This window comes from Moorella humiferrea, from assembly GCF_039233145.1.
Lineage (GTDB): Bacteria > Bacillota > DSM-521 > Neomoorellales > Neomoorellaceae > Neomoorella > Neomoorella humiferrea.
In genome coordinates, this window is the sequence record NZ_CP136419.1 from 1950050 (window position 1) to 1970420 (window position 20371).

General features: G+C 52.9%; 21 protein-coding genes, 1 pseudogene and 1 riboswitch. Of the genes and pseudogenes, 3 read left to right on the top strand and 19 right to left on the bottom strand.

Annotated elements, in window-relative coordinates; genetic code table 11:
• Positions 1-10 precede the first annotated feature (10 nt).
• From MHFGQ_RS10195 to MHFGQ_RS10245, 11 genes are all read right to left on the bottom strand, one after another.
• Positions 11-679: a nucleotidyl transferase AbiEii/AbiGii toxin family protein gene (locus MHFGQ_RS10195; RefSeq protein WP_106005571.1), complete on the bottom strand. Its 669-nt coding sequence runs from the start codon at positions 677-679 to the stop codon at positions 11-13.
• Positions 669-959: a hypothetical protein gene (locus MHFGQ_RS10200; protein WP_106005572.1), complete on the bottom strand. Its 291-nt coding sequence runs from the start codon at positions 957-959 to the stop codon at positions 669-671. Before MHFGQ_RS10200 ends, MHFGQ_RS10195 begins: the two co-directional genes overlap by 11 nt.
• A 192-nt stretch (positions 960-1151) precedes the next feature.
• Entirely contained in the window at positions 1152-1370 is a 219-nt protein-coding gene (locus tag MHFGQ_RS10205; RefSeq protein ID WP_106005573.1) for a sulfurtransferase TusA family protein, read from the bottom strand.
• Between the two features lie 28 nt (positions 1371-1398).
• Complete coding sequence (locus tag MHFGQ_RS10210) at positions 1399-2301, bottom strand: ATP-dependent (S)-NAD(P)H-hydrate dehydratase (protein ID WP_343105501.1); 903 nt, start codon at positions 2299-2301, stop codon at positions 1399-1401.
• Complete coding sequence (locus MHFGQ_RS10215; RefSeq protein WP_170066288.1) at positions 2277-2828, bottom strand: DUF3343 domain-containing protein; 552 nt, start codon at positions 2826-2828, stop codon at positions 2277-2279. Before MHFGQ_RS10215 ends, MHFGQ_RS10210 begins: the two co-directional genes overlap by 25 nt.
• A 23-nt stretch (positions 2829-2851) precedes the next feature.
• A complete protein-coding gene (yedE, locus tag MHFGQ_RS10220) occupies positions 2852-3913 on the bottom strand; it encodes a YedE family putative selenium transporter (protein WP_106005574.1) in 1062 nt (353 codons plus the stop codon).
• Positions 3914-4200: 287 nt separating this feature from the next.
• Positions 4201-4806 (bottom strand): class I SAM-dependent methyltransferase, encoded by a 606-nt coding sequence (locus MHFGQ_RS10225; RefSeq protein ID WP_106005575.1) that lies wholly within the window; start codon positions 4804-4806, stop codon positions 4201-4203.
• Between the two features lie 40 nt (positions 4807-4846).
• A complete protein-coding gene (locus MHFGQ_RS10230; RefSeq protein ID WP_422879834.1) occupies positions 4847-5677 on the bottom strand; it encodes a metal ABC transporter permease in 831 nt (276 codons plus the stop codon).
• Between the two features lie 86 nt (positions 5678-5763).
• Complete coding sequence (locus MHFGQ_RS10235; RefSeq protein WP_106005576.1) at positions 5764-6486, bottom strand: metal ABC transporter ATP-binding protein; 723 nt, start codon at positions 6484-6486, stop codon at positions 5764-5766.
• Positions 6487-6498: 12 nt separating this feature from the next.
• Positions 6499-7353 carry a metal ABC transporter substrate-binding protein gene (locus MHFGQ_RS10240; protein WP_211292899.1) on the bottom strand — a complete coding sequence of 285 codons (855 nt, stop codon included), beginning with the start codon at positions 7351-7353 and terminating at the stop codon, positions 6499-6501.
• Between the two features lie 340 nt (positions 7354-7693).
• Positions 7694-8554 (bottom strand): double-cubane-cluster-containing anaerobic reductase, encoded by an 861-nt coding sequence (locus MHFGQ_RS10245; protein WP_340637896.1) that lies wholly within the window; start codon positions 8552-8554, stop codon positions 7694-7696.
• On the opposite strand from MHFGQ_RS10245, the gene MHFGQ_RS10250 reads away from it, so the two are divergent.
• Entirely contained in the window at positions 8480-8971 is a 492-nt protein-coding gene (locus MHFGQ_RS10250) for an ABC transporter substrate-binding protein (protein WP_106005582.1), read from the top strand. The two genes, MHFGQ_RS10245 and MHFGQ_RS10250, sit on opposite strands and share 75 nt — an antisense overlap.
• Positions 8972-9104: 133 nt before the next feature.
• On the opposite strand, the gene MHFGQ_RS10255 is transcribed toward MHFGQ_RS10250, so the two are convergent.
• Positions 9105-9923, bottom strand: a complete 819-nt coding sequence (locus MHFGQ_RS10255; protein WP_245907845.1) for an anaerobic ribonucleoside-triphosphate reductase activating protein — start codon at positions 9921-9923, stop codon at positions 9105-9107.
• An 81-nt stretch (positions 9924-10004) separates the two neighbouring features.
• Positions 10005-12101 carry a ribonucleoside triphosphate reductase gene (locus tag MHFGQ_RS10260; RefSeq protein ID WP_106005577.1) on the bottom strand — a complete coding sequence of 699 codons (2097 nt, stop codon included), beginning with the start codon at positions 12099-12101 and terminating at the stop codon, positions 10005-10007.
• A 176-nt stretch (positions 12102-12277) separates the two neighbouring features.
• Here MHFGQ_RS10260 and MHFGQ_RS10265 point away from each other — a divergent pair, with 176 nt between their 5' ends.
• Positions 12278-13525 (top strand): IS4 family transposase, encoded by a 1248-nt coding sequence (locus MHFGQ_RS10265; protein WP_343105502.1) that lies wholly within the window; start codon positions 12278-12280, stop codon positions 13523-13525.
• Positions 13526-13791: 266 nt separating this feature from the next.
• Positions 13792-13956, bottom strand: a riboswitch (cobalamin riboswitch).
• 43 nt (positions 13957-13999) lie between these two features.
• Here the strand turns inward: MHFGQ_RS10265 and MHFGQ_RS10270 are convergent.
• Positions 14000-15805, bottom strand: a complete 1806-nt coding sequence (locus MHFGQ_RS10270) for a hypothetical protein (protein WP_106004164.1) — start codon at positions 15803-15805, stop codon at positions 14000-14002.
• Positions 15806-15963: 158 nt separating this feature from the next.
• On the opposite strand from MHFGQ_RS10270, the gene minC reads away from it, so the two are divergent.
• Positions 15964-16641, top strand: coding sequence for a septum site-determining protein MinC (minC, locus tag MHFGQ_RS10275; RefSeq protein WP_106004161.1), 678 nt, complete (start codon positions 15964-15966; stop codon positions 16639-16641).
• Positions 16642-16643: 2 nt separating this feature from the next.
• Here the strand turns inward: minC and MHFGQ_RS10280 are convergent, their stop codons facing one another.
• The 5 genes and pseudogenes from MHFGQ_RS10280 to mtrB form a co-directional block, all read right to left on the bottom strand.
• Positions 16644-17414: a DUF169 domain-containing protein gene (locus MHFGQ_RS10280; protein WP_106004160.1), complete on the bottom strand. Its 771-nt coding sequence runs from the start codon at positions 17412-17414 to the stop codon at positions 16644-16646.
• A gap of 61 nt (positions 17415-17475) precedes the next feature.
• Positions 17476-18894, bottom strand: a pseudogene (pyk, locus tag MHFGQ_RS10285) (pyruvate kinase); the annotation flags it as partial.
• Positions 18895-18917: 23 nt separating this feature from the next.
• The gene (gene pfkA, locus MHFGQ_RS10290; protein WP_106004159.1) at positions 18918-19877 is read right to left on the bottom strand and encodes a 6-phosphofructokinase; all 960 of its coding nucleotides are present in this window, start codon (positions 19875-19877) and stop codon (positions 18918-18920) included.
• A 35-nt stretch (positions 19878-19912) separates the two neighbouring features.
• The gene (locus MHFGQ_RS10295; protein WP_106004158.1) at positions 19913-20113 is read right to left on the bottom strand and encodes a glutamate decarboxylase; all 201 of its coding nucleotides are present in this window, start codon (positions 20111-20113) and stop codon (positions 19913-19915) included.
• A gap of 6 nt (positions 20114-20119) precedes the next feature.
• A complete protein-coding gene (gene mtrB / locus MHFGQ_RS10300; protein ID WP_106004157.1) occupies positions 20120-20353 on the bottom strand; it encodes a trp RNA-binding attenuation protein MtrB in 234 nt (77 codons plus the stop codon).
• Between the last annotated feature and the right edge of the window lie 18 nt (positions 20354-20371).

The following is a 20371-nucleotide window of genomic DNA, read 5'->3' on the forward strand; positions in this document are numbered from 1 at the left end:
AAGAGATATATTAAAGATCGTTTGCTTTTCTCCCGCTTTGTAATTTCCCTATGCGGCTTTGCAGTTCGTACAAAAAAGCTGTAAAAAGCGCCGGGGTCTTCTCCACCAAACCTTCCTTTACCTGCAACAACCTCGCTTCCGCTAGAAACGCCGGCTGTAGCCTTTCCCATCGCCGCTGCAAGGCCTCCAGCCGTGACCCTAGAACCGTAGCTGCTGCCAGCAGGTACTCCTTCCTGGCGGCAAACACCGCCGCCGTATCAACAATGTCCCTGGCCCTTAGAGTTTCAGAGCGGTAAAACAGCTTCTTGATAATTATTTCTTCCGGTGTCTCCACCCGCACTGTTACCCCATCTACTTCCATTAGTATCCAAGGGTTACGAGTAAGAAAAGGGGCTAAAATGAAATCAATCTCGCCCTCAGTATACTTTAACTTCAAGAAGCTGGAGCCTTCGGTATAGTCGGAAACCCCTTCTGCTACATCTTCATTAAGGCGGGGCGTCAGCAGGTTAAGAAGTTGGGCATCGCTTAAAAATATATCGACATCCCGGCTCTCCCGGTGGCGCAAGAAAAGGGCCAGTGCCGTACCTCCACCGAAAGTCCAGGCATCGGTAGTAATATTCCGGTCCGCCAGGATGGCCAGGGCCGTTCGAAAAAGCCCGCGCCACGGTTCAGTCTGCATAGGCCAGCATCTCCTCAAGACCGGGATTGGGGTAGATATTTTTTATATAAGTCAGATAATACTTCTTCAGCACCCTATCCTCAATATCGTTCCTGGCGGTAAATTTATCTATATCCGGCAAAGGTACATCGGCAAAGAAGCTGTAAATCTGGGCCGCGTACTCCAAAGGTAATTCCATATTCTTAATAATCCTGGCCAGGCTTTCTTCCGGCAAACGCACCTTCGTATGGGCATTGATAGTAGTTTCTACTGTTATAAAGTTGCTACTCTTCTCCGCCATGGAATCACTCCCTTCTAGTTGCCATTATACCATTATTCCATTATCTATGTCTCCAGGACCGATATAAAATATTAGTAGGAAGCGGCCTGAAAAATTGAACAAGGACAGCATTAAAGAGAAAAACGAGGAAGAAATTGCAAAAAAATTACCCCTGGGACTATTCCCCAGGAGTTTCATATGAAAGAAGCCAATTTAGCTTTTATTGGGGGTCAACAACAGCCGGTAGCCACCGGCCATCTTTTCCACCTGAACCTGATAACCCCGGTTTCCTGCCAGGCGGGTCACGTTTTCTCTGGAGGTTTCATTATCAGTCAATACTGCTAGGGTTTGGCCAGGATTTTGTTCCATGGCCTTTTTTGTCTTTACTACAGGTATGGGACAGGAAAGCCCGCGCACATCAACTTCCACCATAAAAATATCTCCTCCTTTTGTCCTGATGTTACCTGGTACAAATACCGCTCCAGCTGCAGAGATTTTCCCTGAAAACGACTGGCAACTGGTCGATGATTTCGGCAACACTGGTGGCAGGCGTCGGGTTTGCCCTCTGGCCTGCTGCCCGGTTGGCTTTTGCGCTGATGCTGGCCGCCTGGTCCGGATCCATCCCGGCATAAGTAAAAGCAGTGACCATACCGGTGATGGTATCGCCCGTGCCGCCTATGCACTCCATTTGGGGGATATCCGGCTCCTTAATCTCATCAACGATAACTCCATCTTTTACTATATAATCGACAGCTCCTTTAACCAGGAGGCATTTAGCCGCACCCCCGTTAGCATAAGCGCGTTTAATTAGTTCGGGTACGCGGGCGAAGGCATCCTCGAACAGATGGCGGCTGATATAAGCCGGGTGCACGGCTTCCGGGTCGGCCAGGAAAGCAATTTCACTGGGGTCCGGGGTGAAAATATCAAAGTGGGGCGCTACACCTGCCGCCTTTGCCGCATACATGGAGCCGGCATCGGCAATTAGCACCGGCCGGGGGCGGCATTTTTCTACTGCGGTATAGAGCTTTTGCATTAACGTAACGATGGGTAGACAATAATGGAGAGCTAAAACCCTGGGCGCCAGCTCCTCTATATGTTCTATTAGATAATGATAAATCAACCTGCTTCCTTTTCCTGTGCCAATATCGCCTGCCAGCAATACCCGGGGCGGTTCCAGCCCAAGGTGACAGGTAGTAGCTAGAGCCGCACTTACCATGGCCATTGTCCCCTGGGTACAGGGCAAATAATGGCCGTCGACGCGAAGTTTTTCCCCTTCCTTTTCCACCCGGCCAAAGATCAAGGGCATGTCTGTTACTGGGACGGTCCCGGCAATAAGCATCAATTGGGCGCTACCCCTTTCCAAATTTCTAAAGCCTTTTCCAAGGCGCGGTCGAGCATCAGGGCGCACAGGGTACGGCCTTCGTCCTTGGGCCGGGGGGCTGCGGCCAGGTGGGTCCCCACCAGCCTGGTATAAAGATAGGGGATATCGGGACACCCTCCACCGGAAATATTAACTATCACACCTGTCTTTATATCAAAAACAAGTTTCATATTACCTGACTTTATCATAACGTGCTCGGCAAACCGGGTTACTTTTTCTACCTGCAGGGGTTCCATCTCGCCCTTGAAGGGATAAATACCCATGAAGGACACCCTGCCGGTAAGGGCCCTGGCTACTGCCGTTTGCTCGACCAGGTCGATTTCCAGGGCCAGGTCACAGCCTTTGCGCATATCGGGCGGGGGCGCTACCAGTTTGCAGTCGAAGCCGGCTTTTTTCAACACCTTTTCGGCTTTCATAGCTTCCTCCACCGTAGTGAAAATCACCAAACCCCTGGCGTCAGCAGTTCCGGCCCGGGCCTCTGAGCTTTTTTTCAGCCAGCTTAAAACCATTTGGCATTCCCCCGCTTATTACGTTAATCTAGACTCTCCCGCATAAAGAAACCGACGCCGGCGGCGAAAACCAGACCTATTATTACGGCTGTGGGCCCGAAGGGGCCGGGGCCCTGGGGGCTGGAGGCAATTTGGAAATTGTGGGCAAAGGCAGCCCCTGCCAGCATGCCCATTATAGCCACTCCTGCGTCGGTGTCACCTTCACCGGCGAGAACTGTTTGCCGCAAGGGACAGCCGCCCAGCAAGGTAGCGGTAAGTCCGGCCAGGGTCATTCCTAAAAAATTCCATAATTGATTTGTATGGGCCACGGGCTGGCCCGCAAAACCGATGTTAATTTTACCAATGATGGCGTTAACTACAAGAGCCCCCGCAAAAAAGGCCGCGATGCCACTGAAGAGGTAGGTATCCTTTACCAGGAAAAGATCGCGCCAGCCGCCGACAAAACACATCCTGGTTCTCTGGGCTAAAAAACCGATAATTAAACCTGCCGCCAGGGAAACTCCCAACAGGGCATGGGCAGCGCCGGGGCCTTCCTTGCTGAAGAAAATAAATGAGGGCCTGGCAATAGCAAGGAGGAGCAACCCCAGCATGAAGAGCGGCATCAACCAGCCGGCGGCTGTATAGGTAGATTGCCAGCGGCCCAGGTTGAAACCTCGCTTGAGAAAATAAATACCCAACAAAGCACCTGCCACTACCCCCGCCAAGCCGGCGACAGCATTCAAGTCACCGCCGGCAAGGCGCAATACAGCCCTTACCGGGCATCCTAAAAACACCAGGGCACCTATCATGAAAAAGGCGCCCAAAAAGAATCGTACCAAGGGTGCCGAGCCACCGCGGGCCCGGAATTCACCGAAAACAAGGGCGGACAGGAAGGCCCCTAAAGCGATCCCCATAATTTCCGGCCGCAAATACTGGACTGTCGCCGCCCGGTGCAGACCCAGGGCACCGGCAATGTCCCGGTAGAAACAGGCGATACAAATGCCCATATTGGCGGGATTGCCAAGGTAGGTCATAAAGGCTGCCAGGGCTCCGCCAATAAACCCTGCCATAATCATGAAGTTCTTTGGCGAAAAAAACCTATTCATTTATTTAAAACACCTCCGGTTATAAAAATAATAGGGATAAATATAAAATGATTAAAGGATTTGTTCCACCCCCCTTGCGTCTTCTTTTTGATCAGGATATTGGTCACCTGTTTATAACAACCATTTCTATCCGTCGGAAGGATATTCCTTCATATTTTGTATGACTTTTTGTTATACCTATGAAACAAAACAGGGCTTTAAAAAATAAAAAATGGTTCAGAGACCTTTTAAACAAACTCTAAAAGTTCTCTGAACCGTACAGCAAAATCCTGATGGTAGTTTGGCGATTACTGATACCTCGCCTTGACCCCAGATGCCAGGTAATAATCATGACCCTCGTCAATCTCTATTTCCGTTAACCCTGCAGCTACCAGCATGCCCATCATTTCGCTGCCCGGCGGGATTTGGTCCCCGGCTATAACGCCCCCCAGGGATCTATGCAAATTATTTATGGTTTCCCTTGCTTTCGTATGGCAGATAATCACCCGCCCGCCCGGTTTCAACACCCGGGCCATCTCTTTTAAGGCCTTAAGTTTATGGGGAAAATGGGGGAAAGCCGAGTTGCAGATGACCTCGTCGAAAGTAGCATCCGGATAGGGTATGGAAACAACGTCGGCGCAAATGAACTCCACATTAGCGGGGAACCCTTTACTTTGCGCCCGTTCCAGCATAGCCTCGGCTATATCCAGGGCCACTATCCGGCCAGCAGGGCCTACGGCAGCCAGTAAATAGGGAATTAATATCCCTGTGCCGCAACCCACATCTAACACCGTGCTGCCGGGAGCAATGTTCAATCCTCTAATAATTGTTTCCAGCTTGGCTTTTTCTTCCGGCGCACACAGGCTGTCCCAAATATCAGCCTTGCTGTTAAAATACTCGCGGTGGGTAAGCATATAACTCCCTCCTGCGCCCGCATATTGTTTTAACCCGCAATCACTCATTTTCTTGCCACTGTTTTACCTTGCGTTTCGGGGAGAAAATTGTTGCCAGGACAAAAATAACCGCCGAAGTAATGACTATAGCTGCTCCGCTAGGAACATCCAAGATATAAGAAACACCAAGCCCGGCCCAGCAGGAAAGGACACCAAAAAGCGCCGCCAGGAAAAACATGCGTTTCAAGCTATAGGTGAGCTGGTAAGCAGCGGCTGCCGGATTTAAAATCAGATTAAAAATTAACAGGCCGCCAATGCTGCGCAGGGAAGCGGTTACCGTTGCTCCGGTAAGAAAAAGGATACTGTAAAAGATGGCGTCGGCAGGTATGCCTACCGCCCGGGCCATTTCCCGGTGAAAGATAACCGCCTGGATCTCTTTAAAAAACATGACAACCAGCCCGGTAACTATGATCGTCACCACGGCCAGTAGCCAGAGATCCGCTGTCGTGACCGTCAGGATACTGCCCCACAGGAGTTCTAAGGCCTGGGTTTTGGGACCGGGCAATAGGCCCATAAAAAGGAAAGCCAGACCCATAGTTATGGAAAATATGATGCCGATGGGCGTATCGAGGTTAAATTCGCCCCGGTCGGCCAGGGGCCCGATGACAGCCGCCCCGGCCAAGCTGAAGAGTATGGCTCCCAGCAATGGTTCAAACCCCAGCCAGGTAGCAAAGAGGGCGCCGGCAAAGGCGGCATGGGAAAGGGAAACCCCAATAAAAGAAAGGTGCATAGTAACGACAAAAACGCCGATCAAGGAGCAGGCTACGCCGGCCAGCAGGCCGGCCAGCAAGGCCTCCTGCATAAACTTGTAGCTTAAAATAGACATTTCCAGCTTCTTCCTAAAATTAATTTGGAACACCCAGGCCGGCAGGCGGCACTATGAAAGGATGAAAATGGCAGTTGCTATTTTCAAGCAAGTTAAAATAGCTGCTCCAGCACCCTGTCCTGGAGGAGCTCTTCCGGGTTTCCTGTTTTCCAGATACGCCCTTTTTTCATGAGCACCAGGCGGTCGCACAATCCAGTCAACCCTGCCAGGGAATGGGTAACCATTAAAGTAGTTAACTTGCGTTCCTGGTGAATACGTTGTACCAGCTGTAATATTTGCTGCGCCCGCCGGTCCAGGGAAGCGGTGGGTTCATCCAGCAGGAGAATTGACGGTTCCTGGGCCAGGGCGCGGGCGATGGCTACCCGCTGCTGTTCGCCGCCGGAAAGATGGCCGATGGGACGCCCGGCTAAAGCCGTCATACCTACCAGTTCCAGCATGCGGTCTACTACCTGCCAATCGCTGGATCCCGGCCGGTGGAAAAAGCCCAGCCGTCCGTAACGCCCCATCATGACTACTTCCCTTGCTGTTACCGGCATCCGGGGATCGATGACTGGCAACTGGGGGACGTAGCCGATTTTACTGCGCAGGGCCGCCGGGCAGCCACGTGCCAGGTTATGGCCCAGCACCCACACTTCTCCCTGGAGCAAATGTCCCAGGCCATTGACCAGGGTTAGCAGTGTCGTTTTCCCGGCCCCATTGGGACCAATGATCCCTATAAGTTCCCCTGCTTTAACTTCTAGCGACACGCCACGCAGCGCTACATCTTCACGATAGGATACTACTGCTTTTTTAATTTTAATAACTACTGGTACCATTGCTTTTCTTCCCTATTTGGGGAGGGCCGCCAGCAGCAATTCGACGTTTTTTTGTAAAGCCTGGTCCCATTTATCTGTTCCAGGGAGGCCGCCGGGAAAGTTGGAAATAGTAACCCTGGGTATTCCCAGTTCCTTAGCCATGCCGGCGCCAGCATCCGGCCCGCTCTGGAGATTATCAATTATTAATTGCACACCTGCCTGCCGGCCCTTATCTACCAGTTCCTTCACTCGCTGCGGTGTAAGTTCTTCCGGACGGCCATAAGTACCTATAACCTGGAAACCGGCCCAGCGAACAAAGCCCTCTTGCTGGTCGGAGCAAAGAACTTTCAAGTTCCCCGCGCCCGCTGCCTGCAGGCGGGCCTGCGTTTCTTGTCCCACCCTGGCTGCCTGGTCAACAGCTTCCTGGGCCTTAGCCTTATAGTAATCTTTATTAGCCGGGTCTTTCTCTGCGAGTATACTGGCTACTGCCTGTAACGCCTGCTGCCATACCGGTGGTGCCATCCAGTTACCCTTTACTGCCACCGGGACTACTTCTAACTGGGGATTATTGGCGGAAGCCACCAATTCTTTGGTAAAAAGTTTACCCTGCCAGTCATGCATCAGGAAAACCCGGGCCTGGCTAAGTACGGCTACATCGGAAGGCTTGATGTCGAAGTGTCCGGGGCAGGAGGCCGGCGGGATAATATTCTTTACTTCCACCCTGTCCTTACCTACTTCCTGCACAGCAGTCATCAAAAGAGAGGTGCCGGTTACTACCTTGAGCTTATTACCCGTCTGCCGGGAATTACAACCAGTAGCAACAAATAGCAAAAGGAACAGCAAAACGATCTTGGCCATGAAACGCCCCATGGTTCTTGAGGAAAACATAATATCGACCTCCCAAAATTTCGGAATGCAGTTCTGGCCCGGAGCCTATTCCTGGCAAATAAAAAACCATGGAAGCAGCTCCGCGCCAGCGAAGAACCTCCATGGTTCTCTTTTTACCCTGGCTACCTGCCAGGTAATTTAGTCGCTAGTTATATTCGTCACTGGTTCAAAAATTCCTCCTGTCAACAAAGCAATTTTTTAATTTCCGGTTCCCCAAGCCATTTTAATTGTTAACCTGGTGGGCGATAAAATGGTTGCCCCCCTCATCATGGCACAACCGTCAGCACCTCGACGGTGTTTATCTCCCGGCAGGTCGCCCTTCAAGTAACCAGCAGTCCTCCTATTTAATCATTTCCAGGAAAGCGTCAATCCGGACCTTAAGCTGCTGCAAGTCACTTGTTGAATAGTCAGTCTCGATTGGTAGAAAAGGCAGTCCCTCTTTTTCCTGGACAAATTTCTTAATGCTATAGGATTCAATATTATACGTATGGCAGGCCTGCCAGGTGAGATCGATTACCCCATCGACCCTGTATTCTTTAATAAGACGTTCCAGCAATTCTAGACGACCCCGATTGGGGGTTAAACAGGGACAGGGTACTTGCAAATACTTGGCAGCAATTGCCTGCAAGGGATCACCTTCCTCATCCACAAGTGGCTCCAGGGCTTTAATGCCGCTGCAGGACTCCAGGCAAACAACCACCCCGCCCCCGGCCTCCACCAGTTTAATCACCTTCTCGGAACCCAGGCCTACCGGGCAACCGGTTAAGAGTATTCGAGGTGAGCCCGGTGGTGCCGCAGACACGCCCCTGGCCATCTGTTCCTTTACCGCTAGAGTGACCTGGCGAATCACGGCCGTACCGGCGGCTATATCGGGAGTAAAGCCCTTTGCCCAAAGCACCTTCAAAAGATCCAAACCCGATAACGGTGCTGGGTCGTGCCGGTTTAAGCGATGAAATTCCAGTAAAGCCCGGCGTTCTTCATTAACCAGGCGAATGGCTTCCTGCAATTTTGCCGTTGTGATCTCAACAGCAAATTCTCTTTCCAGCCGTTCTTTGGCTTTAAGTATTTCATTATACCAGTAGACAAAGGCGTCTTCGCCCAGCGAAGTGGGCGGTAAATTGAGAATATGTATGGGTTTATATTCCCTGAGCAATTCGTACATCTTGATCTTGCCATCACAGGTGGTTTCGGCAATAAGCAGGTCGGCAAAATAAAAATAAGGACAGCTCCCGTAGACATTACTTTTGTCGACATGAATGGTCATGGTAATCTGGCTACTGCCCTCGCGAATCATCTTGTTGATGGTTTTATAGGGGCAGAACCCTTTCCAACTTTAGCCGTCCAGGATAGTGAAGCCCAAAAAATAACCAGCCTTGAAACTCTACCACCTGCGGGGCGATGGCAGAATCATGCCTGTTGCACGGTGAAAGCAACTGAAGCTGTCATTAGCAAACATCGTGATCAGGTTAAAAAACTGGAAGAACTTTTAATTCTGGCTACCCATGAGGTAAACCAAAATCGTGACGGGCAGCAAAAGATGCTGCTGCCTGGCTGGGTGGAACTTTCCATGTTTATCTCCATCCCAGGCCCGGTTATTGCTTTCTTTACGACGAGTTAGACGTTCAGTCCCACATTCCTGTTATATTAACTATTTGTTATGTGTCATGCATAAAGAAAACCATGGGAGGAGCTCCCTTAACAACCCCCCATGGTTTCAGGTAGCTACAGGCGCTAGCTCTTACCTTATTCCTTTAGCTCCTGACTTCTACCCTGGCAAAAAAAGGCTGTAATTTCACAGCAATATTTTTTAAAGTTGTCTCCGGGTAAAGAAGGAGTTCCTGCAATCCGGGGTTCAGCAGGGTTCTGGCGGGCCGGAATTGTTGCAAAACATAATGCCGGGCTCCAGCCAGCATTTGGCCTATGGCCAGGAAATCTTCCTCCAGTAACAGGCTGGGAACTGCCGTGGTACGAAATTCATAAGCAACCCGGCTGTTTTTAATGAGAGCAATACTTTCCTTTACAGCCTCCAGGTTCGCCCTGGTGCCGGTTAAAAGGTCATACTTCTCCGGCGGCGCTTTTACGTCCATGGCCACATAGTCCAGGAGGTCACCGGCCAGTAGCCTGGCTATAACTTCCGGCTGCGTGCCGTTGGTATCCAGTTTGACTTTGAAACCGTGGGATTTCAGTGACCGGATAAATTCCTCCAGGCCCGGCGTCAGGCTTGGCTCTCCTCCAGTTATACAAACGGCCTGTACCCAGGAGCGGCGCCGAATCAACAGGTTTAAAACCTCGCCGGGGCTGATTTCCGGCAAAGTAGCAGTGCGCAGCACCAGGTCGGCATTGTGGCACCAAGGGCAGCGGAAATTGCACCCGCCCAAAAAGATGGTAGTGCAGACCTCGCCGGGGAAGTCCACCAGGCTCGTTAACTGGATGCCTCTAATGGTTATGGGTACCGCCCCCCTTAAAATAGTCTCCAGGGCACTCTTGGCACTCTTCTCCTGCATCTGCAGCGTGAGGAAAACCGGGCTCCCTGCCAGGCCTGGTGGACCTGCCTGGTTCCCGCCGGGCAACAACAGGCCGTCAATATTCCCTTACGGGGCTACGTTGGGCAGCATCTTACCTGGCTTTTCCCGAACCACTCCACGGCTGGGTTATTCGCCGCTGCCGGTGACAGGACGAAAGCTCCGCCGCTCCCGGAACTCCTCCTGCTTGCCTTTATTCCAGTTCTTTACCGGCCGGTAATAACCGACGATCCGGCTCCAGACCTCCGTTTCCCGGCCGCAATCCGGGCAGGTCCACTGCTCGCCGGAAAGATACCCATGCTCGGGGCAGATGCTGAAGGTAGGCGTAATAGTGAAATAGGGCAGGCGGAAATTATGCATCACCGTCTGCAGAAAACGCCGGCAGGTTGCTGTATCAGTCACCCTTTCCCCCAAGTAGGCGTGAAAGACCGTACCTCCGGTATATTTTAGCTGCAGCTCGTCCTGGTGCTCCAGGGCGGTAAACACGTCGTCGGTGTAGCCGACCGGCAGATGGGTGGAATTGGTATAATACGGCTCCTCTGTTCCGGAAGTGAAGATATCGGGATAATTGCGTTTGTCCAGCCGCGCCAGACGGTAGGACGTCCCCTCCGCCGGCGTGGCCTCCAGGTTAAAGAGTTGGCCGGTTTCTTCCTGGTAAGCGGTCAAAACTGAGCGCATGAAATCCAGGATCTCCAGGGCCAAAGCTCTCCCCTCGCGGGTCTCGATACCTTTCTTCATGAAGTTCAAGAGGGCCTCGTGCATGCCCACAATGCCGATGGTGTTAAAATGGTTCTCCCAGTACCTGCCGAAGCGTTCTTTAACCTGCCGTAAATAGAATCGAGAATAAGGATAAAGCCCCTGCTCAGTAAATTTTTCCAGGATATTGCGTTTGAGAAGCAAGCTCTCTTTGGCCAGGTCCATCTTCGCTTTGAGGCCGGTGAAAAATTCTTCCTTCGTTTTAGAAAGATAACCCAGTCGGGGCAAATTTATGGTGACTACACCTATCGACCCGGTCAGGGGGTTGGCCCCGAAGAGGCCGCCGCCGCGTTTTTTCAGTTCCCGGTTATCCAGACGCAGGCGACAGCACATACTCCGCACGTCTTCGGGCTTTAAATCGGAATTGATAAAATTGGCGAAGTAGGGGATGCCGTATTTGGCCGTCATGGCCAGGATTTTTTCTACCACCGGGCTTTCCCAGGGAAAATCCGGTGTGATATTGTAGGTAGGTATGGGGAAGGTAAAAATGCGGCCCCGGGCGTCTCCCTCCATCATCACCTCGCAGAAGGCCGTATTCAGCCAGTCCATCTCCTGCTGGAAGTCGCCGTAACATTCTTTCCTGCGCTCGCCGCCGATAATCACCGGCTCGTTAGCTAAAATCTGCGGCACAACCACATCCATGGTCAGGTTGACAAAGGGCGTCTGGAATCCCACCCTGGTGGGTACATTGAGGTTAAAGATGAATTCCTGCAGGGCCTGCTTGACTTCCCGGTAGTCCAGGCCGTCGTAACGGATAAAAGGGGCGAGGTAAGTATCGAAGTTGGAAAAGGCCTGGGCGCCGGCGGCCTCCCCCTGCAGGGTGTAAAAGAAGTTGGCTATCTGCCCCAGGGCCGTTCGGAAATGCCGGGGCGGAGCGCTCTCCACCTTTTGTCCCACGCCGGCGAAACCGCTTTCCAGCAAATCGGCCAGGTCCCAGCCGCAGCAGTAGGGCGCCAGCAGCCCCAGGTCGTGGATGTGGATGTCGCCCCTTTCATGGGCCTCGCGTACGGCCGGCGGGTAGACCTTCTCCAGCCAGTAACGGGAGCTGACGGCGGCAATAATGTGGTTATTCAACCCCTGCAGGGAGTAATTCATGTTGCTGTTTTCGTTAATCCGCCAGTCCTGGCCGTCGAGGTAGCCTTGGACCATTTCCTGGACGTTGACCATCAGGCGGCGAAAGTCTCGCCATTCAGCGTGCTGCTGCCGGTAAAGGATGTAGGCTTTGGCCGTCCGGGCGTGGCCGTTTTCAATCAAAACCTTTTCCACCAGGTCCTGGACGTCTTCGACGGTGGGCAATCTGTCGACAAATTTCTCCGCCAGGAGGGCCGTCACCTCGTTGGCCAGGCGGCTGGCCAGGCGGCGGTCCTGGCCGCCGACGGCCTGGGCCGCTTTGTAGATGGCATTGATAATCCTTTCCTCGTCAAAATCCACTACCCGTCCGTCACGCTTGATTATCTTTCTAGGTATCATGGTAAAAACCTATCTCCCTTCACTAGCGTTGCATAAAGAAAAAATAAACTTGTCAAGGGACATAACGCCCAAAAAACAGCCAAATTCCTGAAATAACCTAGCCTTGCAAGAAAAAACTCCTTATACTAGAGATTGAGGGTAGTCCTTGCCCCAACCTCTAACATAAGGAGGCCCAAATGCAAGGTAAGGATACCACATTATCCACATTTCATCAACTGTTTGCTCCGGTTTCTAACGACTATTTTTGGCAGTTAACCGCCGGTATGGGGGTCGATAAGTACGCTAAGAAGCTAAATTCCCTTCAACTCATTAAACTAATAGCCTTCGCTCAGCTGGAACAACTTAATGGCTTGCGGGATATCAGCAATAGCTTCAATGACCCGCAATTTAGCCGGGCTATCAATTTAGAGAGTATCAGTTTCTCCCAGATAGCGCGCCGTTTAAGGGATTTATCGCCGCAATTCATCCGGCTATTATTCAGCCATCTCACCACCCGGATAGGCCGGGAAATCGGCTTTGAAAACTTAAGAAATACCGCAGGACGTATTTACCTCATCGATTCCACTATCATTAGTCTCTGTTTTACCCAGTACCTCTGGGCCGAGTTTCGCAGGACTAAAAGCGGGATAAAACTCCACCTGCGCTTAAAGTTCTGTGAAGAAGAGGTTCTACCTGATAAAGCAATTGTCACCCCGGCCCGGAAGGCAGATAAAACCCAGATGGATACCCTCGTAGTAGAGGAAGAAGAAGCCTTAAACGTCTTTGACCGCGGCTATGTCGATTACAAGAAGTTTGACAGATACTGTGAAGAAGGCGTCCGCTTTGCCAGCCGCTTAAAGGGTAATGCTCTGGTAGAAATAATCGCCGAGTTGCCGGTAAACCCTGACAGCAAGGTTAAAAAGGAACAGCTTGTTTACCTTGGCAAAGATGGAGTTACCAAAATGAAGCACCCTTTACGGCTGATAACAACCGAAGATACCCAAGGGCAACCGGTAATTATAGTCACCAATGATTTCGAGTTACCGGCGGAAGAATTAAGCGAGATTTATCGTAAGCGCTGGCAGATAGAACTCTTCTTCAAATGGATGAAACAACACCTGCAGGTGAAACATTTTTATGGTAAAAGCGAACAGGCTGTAGAAAACCAGCTCTTCATAGCGCTAATAACCTACTGCCTGATGGTTATGCTGCAATTAAAGGCCGGCTATCAAGGACCATTGCTCACTATTAAACGTTTAATACGCACCTGTCTATATGAGCCCTTTACCTTCTTCGTCCAAAGCCTGCACCGTAAACCCAAACGAAGGTCTTATGGGCGGCACAAGATAGACTATGAAGGCATCTATCAGGATTTAGTAAAGCAAGTTTTAGCTGGCGAAGCTGATTATTTAAACGACGTAACTTATGACCCCTTAGTTCTTTAAGCAACTTTATATGGCAATATGTGGATAAGGACTACCCCTGATAACCTAAGTCCTTTGGCCAGTGAAGGAAGAAAATGCATGGTTGTATACACCATTAATGTTATTATATAACATATTCTTCCTTCCATATATTGCCTTGCACTGTGCTAAAAATTTTTATGCAACGCTAGTGATCTCCCTTCACAAAATAGAAAGAAAAACCCCAACCACGCCTGCGTAGCTGGGGTATTCCCTCCTTTCCTTCACCTTCACCATGGCCGTGGTTTGACGGTGAACTCTCACGGGCAGGTCTCCTGGCTCGGGTTCAACGTCCCCTGCTGCCTTCCCAGGTTTTACCCCAGTGGCACCACTAGCAGGTACTCCCCCTCACAGTGGCGGCACCGCGCCGGATTTGCACCGGCTTCCCTAACGCCCGCGGATATATTTTTAGATAGAAGGTAAAGTTCGACAAGGAGAGGAAAAATTCCTGCCTGATTATTTTGTCCGGTATAAATAGATGTCGTTGGCAGTTATGTCGGCGGTAGTGGTGATATACAGCCATGCCCCTTCCTGCCGCCAGGATAGATGGCGGCCGATTACGCGGTAACGATCGTCTCCGGTATAAACGGCCACCGTCATATCGGCCAGACCGGCCTTATTTCTAAGCTTGATGCTCCAGCCGTAAGATTCTCTATTGAAGGACGCTTCCCCCTGCTCGTACCGGTTTAAAAAGTCCGCAAAACGGCTCATGGGCCAGACGAGGAGGCGGCCCCCTTCTTGATCCCTTTCCGCCCGCTCGGCTAGATAGGCAAGGGCTTCCAGGGCGTATTCGCTTCTGTTGGCATGGGTGTAGATCAAGCGTATGACGTGCTCATTCTCAACGAAATTTAGAAGTTCGTCGAACCATCCCTTTACTTCTGCCAGGGGTACGCCGGCAGCTATAAGTTCTTCTAGGGCGGCATACTGCCGGTAAGGTGTTATGGGAAAGGACCATAAAGTCCCGCTTACCTGCCGACCGTGAAATATGCTGCGGGTGGGGCTCGAACCGGTATCACCGGGACTGTAGTAGGCTAAAACACCGTGCTCCTTTAGCCATTCATTGACAAAGGCTGGGTGATGCCCGGCAGGAGCGCTGTATTCCAATACCGGGTGTCCGGTAATGCTGCTTAAGGTGTCGCAGTTGAGGGCCAGGTAGCGCCAAACCTCTTGACGAGGCATCTTTTCCAGATTTTCCGCAAAATAATTATGAATCCAACCGCCGTGGGAACCGATGGCGCCATATTTTTGAAGAAGTTTCACCCAGGGACGACCCTTCCAGGGGGAACGGGCGTCAAAGCCGTAACCGTCCCCGGGTTTGTAGGTATCGGGTCCGGCGGTAATGTGAATGGAGTATTGCAGACCGGGTCGAAAAACGCCCCGCTGGATCATGGCCCGCAGGGGAGTTATATGGGCGTTGCTGTCCAAATGAAAGTTTACCACCAGACCGCCTTTGCCTTCGGGGGTGTTGACCAGGCGGGGAAGGCGGGCGTACTCGATAAGAAATGTGCGGAGGATGGCGCGTAAAGGCAGATCGTCGGACATCTGCTTATAATAACCGAGGGGTACGTTGACAAAAACCACCGCCCCGCCGGAAGGGTAAGTCTTTTCGGTGATGACGGGATTATAGCCATCCTGCCCATCGAAGGCGATTACCCGGGCATCCAAAAGGCGCGCCCGGCGATGGCGGTAGTGTAACCGCCCATAGCTGTAGCTGCTGATAGCATTGCCTTGATCTAGCTTGCCCGGAGTTATGCCCCAGGACGTCCCTGCTTCGGAAGAGACAAACTGCCAGAAACCGTGGTCATAAGTATCGGTTGAGGCGGCATAATTCACCCCGCTCAGGCCCGCGAGCGCCTCCGCAGCCGCCGGCCCTTCGCCCTCTCCCCTGGTTCCGGGGTCATAGACCAGTAAAACTTTGCCGCCGGCTTGGACGTAATCGTTTAAAATCAAAGGCACGGAAGGAGGTAAGACCTGATTTAACCCTTCCGGCAAAATCAAGGCCGGATAACGTTCCGCCAGCTCCCGGGGAGCCATGTTCAGGTCGGCGACACCCATCGCCGCCCAGGGAAAACCTTCTTCCCTGAGAACCGCTGCATAGGCCTCTAAAAGGCCCCCATCATTTGCCGGCGCGGTAACCAGGAGCCCCGCCCGTACCTGATGGGAGATGGATTTGGGCTGCAACCATCCGGTGCTTGCCCCCAAGGGCAATAATAACAGCATCGACAGAATTAAAAAATAACGTCGTAATTTCACCTTCATCATTTTACCTTTTACCCCTTCAACATCGACAAGGGTCACGTTTATTCTACCAGATTTGGTTTAAGCAACAAATAGCGGCAACTTTTTTACCGGCGGCAGGAAAAATGGAGGTTTGAGACGAATATTTCCAGTTAGATTTTTCCCCGGAAAGGAGCGGTATTATGGCCCAGGACTGTATAACCTTTAAAGGAACTCGCGGCGGGCTGCTGATTTTGCTTGATGCCAGCCGGGATTTCAACGAACTCCGCACCAACCTCGCCGCCAAATTCGCTGCAGCCCGGGGATTTTTCCGCGGCGCAACCTTCGCCCTGGTACCGACCTCTCCTTTAGGCAGCCGGGAAACGGCAGAGCTGGAGGCCATTTGCCGGGAACACGGTCTGGTGCCGGGGAATAACATAACCCTACCGGAATGCTACCGTCCTTTTAAAAAGCCGGCGCATACCGCTAAAAGCGGAACCCTTCGGGAAGTAGACGCTTACCAGGACACCGCCGAGCTGTCCACCCTGCTGGAAGAAGGCAATCTCCGCAACGGCCGGGAGCTGGTCTATGACGGCCACGTAGTGCTGGTGGGCAACGTCCATGAGGGGGCCACCATTAAAGCAAAAGGCAATATCCTTGTCATGGGCACCCTCCGCGGCAGCGCCTATGCCGGCGTTTCCGGTAACAGGAAGGCGGTCATCGTGGCCTACCGTCTGGTTCCCGAACAGCTGGGCATCGCCGGGATAATCGCCCGTTCCCCGGAACAAAATGTAAGGCGGGCCTATCCGGAGATAGCCCGCCTGGACGGCAACTGCATCATTGTCGAGCCTTATTTACGTCGCAACACCCCGGACCATTGAACTTATTTTTCTTCCAGATCTTCCGGTTGCATGGTATAGGCCGGTACCATGGTGGGGGTGTAATTGGTAAAGGGAGCGACGGGGTACAGCTGGCCGTGTCCCATAAGCAGGCTTTCCATATTCTCCACTATTGTTTCCAGCAGACCGTAAGGCGCCGCGAAAACCAGCTCGTCCTTCTGCGTCCCCCCGAAGGTACGGTCGCCGGCGCAGGGAAAGCCGATGATCGGTTTTTGTTCTTTAAGGGCGAAGGCGATGGATGAACACAGGGCCGCTTCGGCCACTGTATCGGCTTTGACCGGTTCCCCCGTTTCATGGAGGCAGCAGTGTACCAATCGCATGATTTGTGCCGGGTTGGCATATATAACTACTACATCGGGTTCATCTTTAAATCCTTCCACCGGGGCTACAAAAATCCCGTCAAATACCTTCCCCTCATCTCCCAGCTTGTAGGTATTGGCCATAAAGCGCCGGCCGGCCTCAACATCAGCCACGTAGCGACCCAGGGGCGCCTTGCCGCTGGTAAAGCGTTCCGGCGTTTTAATCAAGCCGGTGCAGGCCGCACCGATAGCGCAGACCATGAGGTCCGGCGTTCCGGAGCCGGCCCGTCCCTGGTAGCGAGCGGCGGCCACAAGCTGGCAGATGTTTACCTTCCAGTTGTACGGCCGCCGGGGCAAATCTCCCCTATCTTTATAAAGCTTTACGCCGACAATGCCCGTGTCCAGGCGCAGCACTTCCGTCAATCTCTTGACCATCATTGTTTTGTCCAAGGCCATGGTTTCTCCTCCTCTTTTTTATTCCATATTCGCCGGTTTGTGCTTGTAGGCCTTCCCCTTAGAGCACTTCGCCGACGGTATGTACTTTCAGGAGATTGGTCGTGCCCGGTACCCCGGCGGGCACGCCGGCGGTGATGACGACCAGATCGCCCTTTTTGACTTTACCGGAGTTGACCGCCGCAGCCACGGCGGCGTTCACCATCTCATCAGTACCGCCGGTGGCCTTGACCAGGAGGGGCTCGACACCCCAGACGAGGCAGAGCTGGTTTAAAACCCTTTCGTCCGGGCTGGTGGCAATAATAGGGGCCTGGGGACGGTACTTGGCTACCCGCCTTGCCGTGGAACCTGAAGCCGTGGGAGTGATGATGGCCGCCGCGTCGAGCTCTAAAGCGATGGTACAGCTGGCATGGCTGATGGCATCGGTGGCCGTTCTTTCGGCGGCCAGGCCTTTTTTTAGCAAAAGTTCGCGATAGGGCAGTTCTTTCTCTACCCGACAGGCAATGCGGGCCATGGTGGCCACCGCTTCTACCGGATAGCGCCCGGTGGCCGTTTCGCCGGAAAGCATTATGGCATCAGTGCCGTCAAAGATGGCGTTGGCCACGTCGCTGGTTTCGGCCCTGGTGGGGCGGGGATTATGGATCATGGATTCCAGCATCTGCGTAGCCGTAATAACCGGCTTTCCCGCCCGGTTGCAGGCCTCGATGATCTTTTTCTGCACCAGGGGAACTTCTTCTACGGGGATTTCTACTCCCAGGTCGCCGCGGGCCACCATAATTCCGTCGGCCGCCTGGAGTATTTCCTCCAGGTTGTTGACCCCGGCCCGGTTTTCGATCTTGGCGATGAGGGCCACCCTGGCGCCACGTTTTTCCAGCTCTCTTCGGGCCGCCAGGACGTCGGCAGCCGTCCGCACAAAAGAAAGAGCGATAAAATCTACTCCCTGCTCCAGCCCAAATTCAATGTCCTGAATGTCCTGCTCGGTAAGGGCCGGAAGGCTTATTTCAACCCCGGGAACGTTAACCCCCTTATGGCTAGATATTACATCCCCGTGGCGGACCAGACAGCGTACTTCTGTAGCCGATGTGGCCAAAACTTCAAGTTCAATTCGACCGTCGTCCAGGAGTATTATCTGTCCCGGGTTAACGTCCCCCGGCAGGCCGGCAAAACTTACGGGCAGAACCCTGTCATTGCCGACGACGGGTTCAGTCGTCAGGACTACTTCTTCGCCATCCCGCAAAGTTACCTCGCCGTCGATTTCCCCCAAGCGTATTTCAGGGCCTTTATTGTCGAGCATCAGGGCCACCCGGACGCCCAGCTCCGCCGCCGCCCGGCGGACGGCGGCCATACGCGCCCCGTGCTCGCCATGACTGCCGTGGGAAAAATTAAAGCGGGCCACGTTCATACCGGCCTGGATCATTTTTTTGATGACGTCCACCCGGGAACTTGCCGGACCTAGGGTGCAGACGATTTTGGTATGACGCATCTTTTTCCCCCAATCTTTACTCTTTACAGTGCCAGCACTTCCGCCAAGCGATACAAATCAGGATCGATGGTTTTCCTTTCCTGTAAAACCTTTTCTAAATCCCGGTCGACAAGTTCGTTGGCGGCGATGCCCACCATGCGTCCGCTCGCTCCGGCGGCCAGGAGTTCTACGGCATAGGCCCCCAGGCGGCTAGCCAGCAGGCAGTCAAAGGCCGTCGGCGCTCCACCCCGTTGAATATGGCCTAGAATCGTCACCCGGCTTTCCAAGTTGGTACGCCTGCCGATCTCTCTGCCCACTTCCAGGGCGCTGCCCACACCTTCGGCCACCACGATGATTGAGTGGAGCTTGCCCCGGTGGCGGCCCCGTTCGATGCGCTCCACCACCCGGTCGTAATCAACGGGATACTCGGGTATGAGGATGGACTCCGCCCCGCCGGCGATTCCTGCGGCCAGGGCAATCTGGCCGGAGTTGCGCCCCATAACTTCTATTATAAAAATCCGCTCATGGGACGTCGCCGTATCGCGAATGCGGTTTATTGCCTCTACGGCCGTATTGACGGCCGTATCAAAGCCAATAGTATAATCGGTGCCCGCTATGTCGTTATCGATGGTACCGGGGATGCCTATAACCTGAATGCCTTTTTGGGCTAAATGGAGGGCTCCACGAAAGGAGCCGTCACCGCCGATAACCACGAGGCCTTCGATGCCTTCCCGCCGCAGGTTGTCCACAGCTATAGCCCGGCCGGCTTCCGTGCGAAATTCCTCCGAGCGGGCCGTGAGCAGAATAGTGCCGCCCCGGTGGATAATGTCGGCTACCGAACCCGTGTTTAAGCGGCGAAAGTCGCCCTGGATTAATCCCGCATAGCCCCGGGCGATGCCGATAACTTCCATATCAAGGGCGGCAGCCTGGCGGACTACCGCCCTGATGGCCGCATTCATTCCGGGAGCGTCCCCGCCGCTGGTCAGTACCCCTATGGTCCGCAACAAGTTCCCTCCTTAAAAAGGCAGATTTTGTGGTTTTAGCGGATCAAGGCCGTGCTTAATATTTCATTGGCTTCTTCAGCTTCCGATTCGGGAACTAAGAGCTCGTAGCCGCCTACTTCTTCCATCTGACAGGAGCCGATGGGCCGCAAGTTGACCATAATGCCCTCCCCCGCCAGAATTTCCTTCAGGCGTAGGGCCTGCTTCCGGCTGGACGCAATGTAGATCACCGTCCACATTCCGCCTCACTCCCCCGCTTCCAAACTCCCGTATTTGGTGAGCACCAGTGCCCGTCCGCGAATTTTCATAGCCGAGGTATGCTCGGTGAACTGGGCGATCATGATCTCGCCTTTATCCAGTTTTTCTGAATGATGGAACTTGGTGTCCTTACCGCGGGTCAACCCGATAATAGTTACCCCATTTTCCAGGGCTTTTATGGCAATAAAATCGGCAGCAGTTACGTTTTCTCTGTTCTCCATTTTAAACCCACCTCCTTT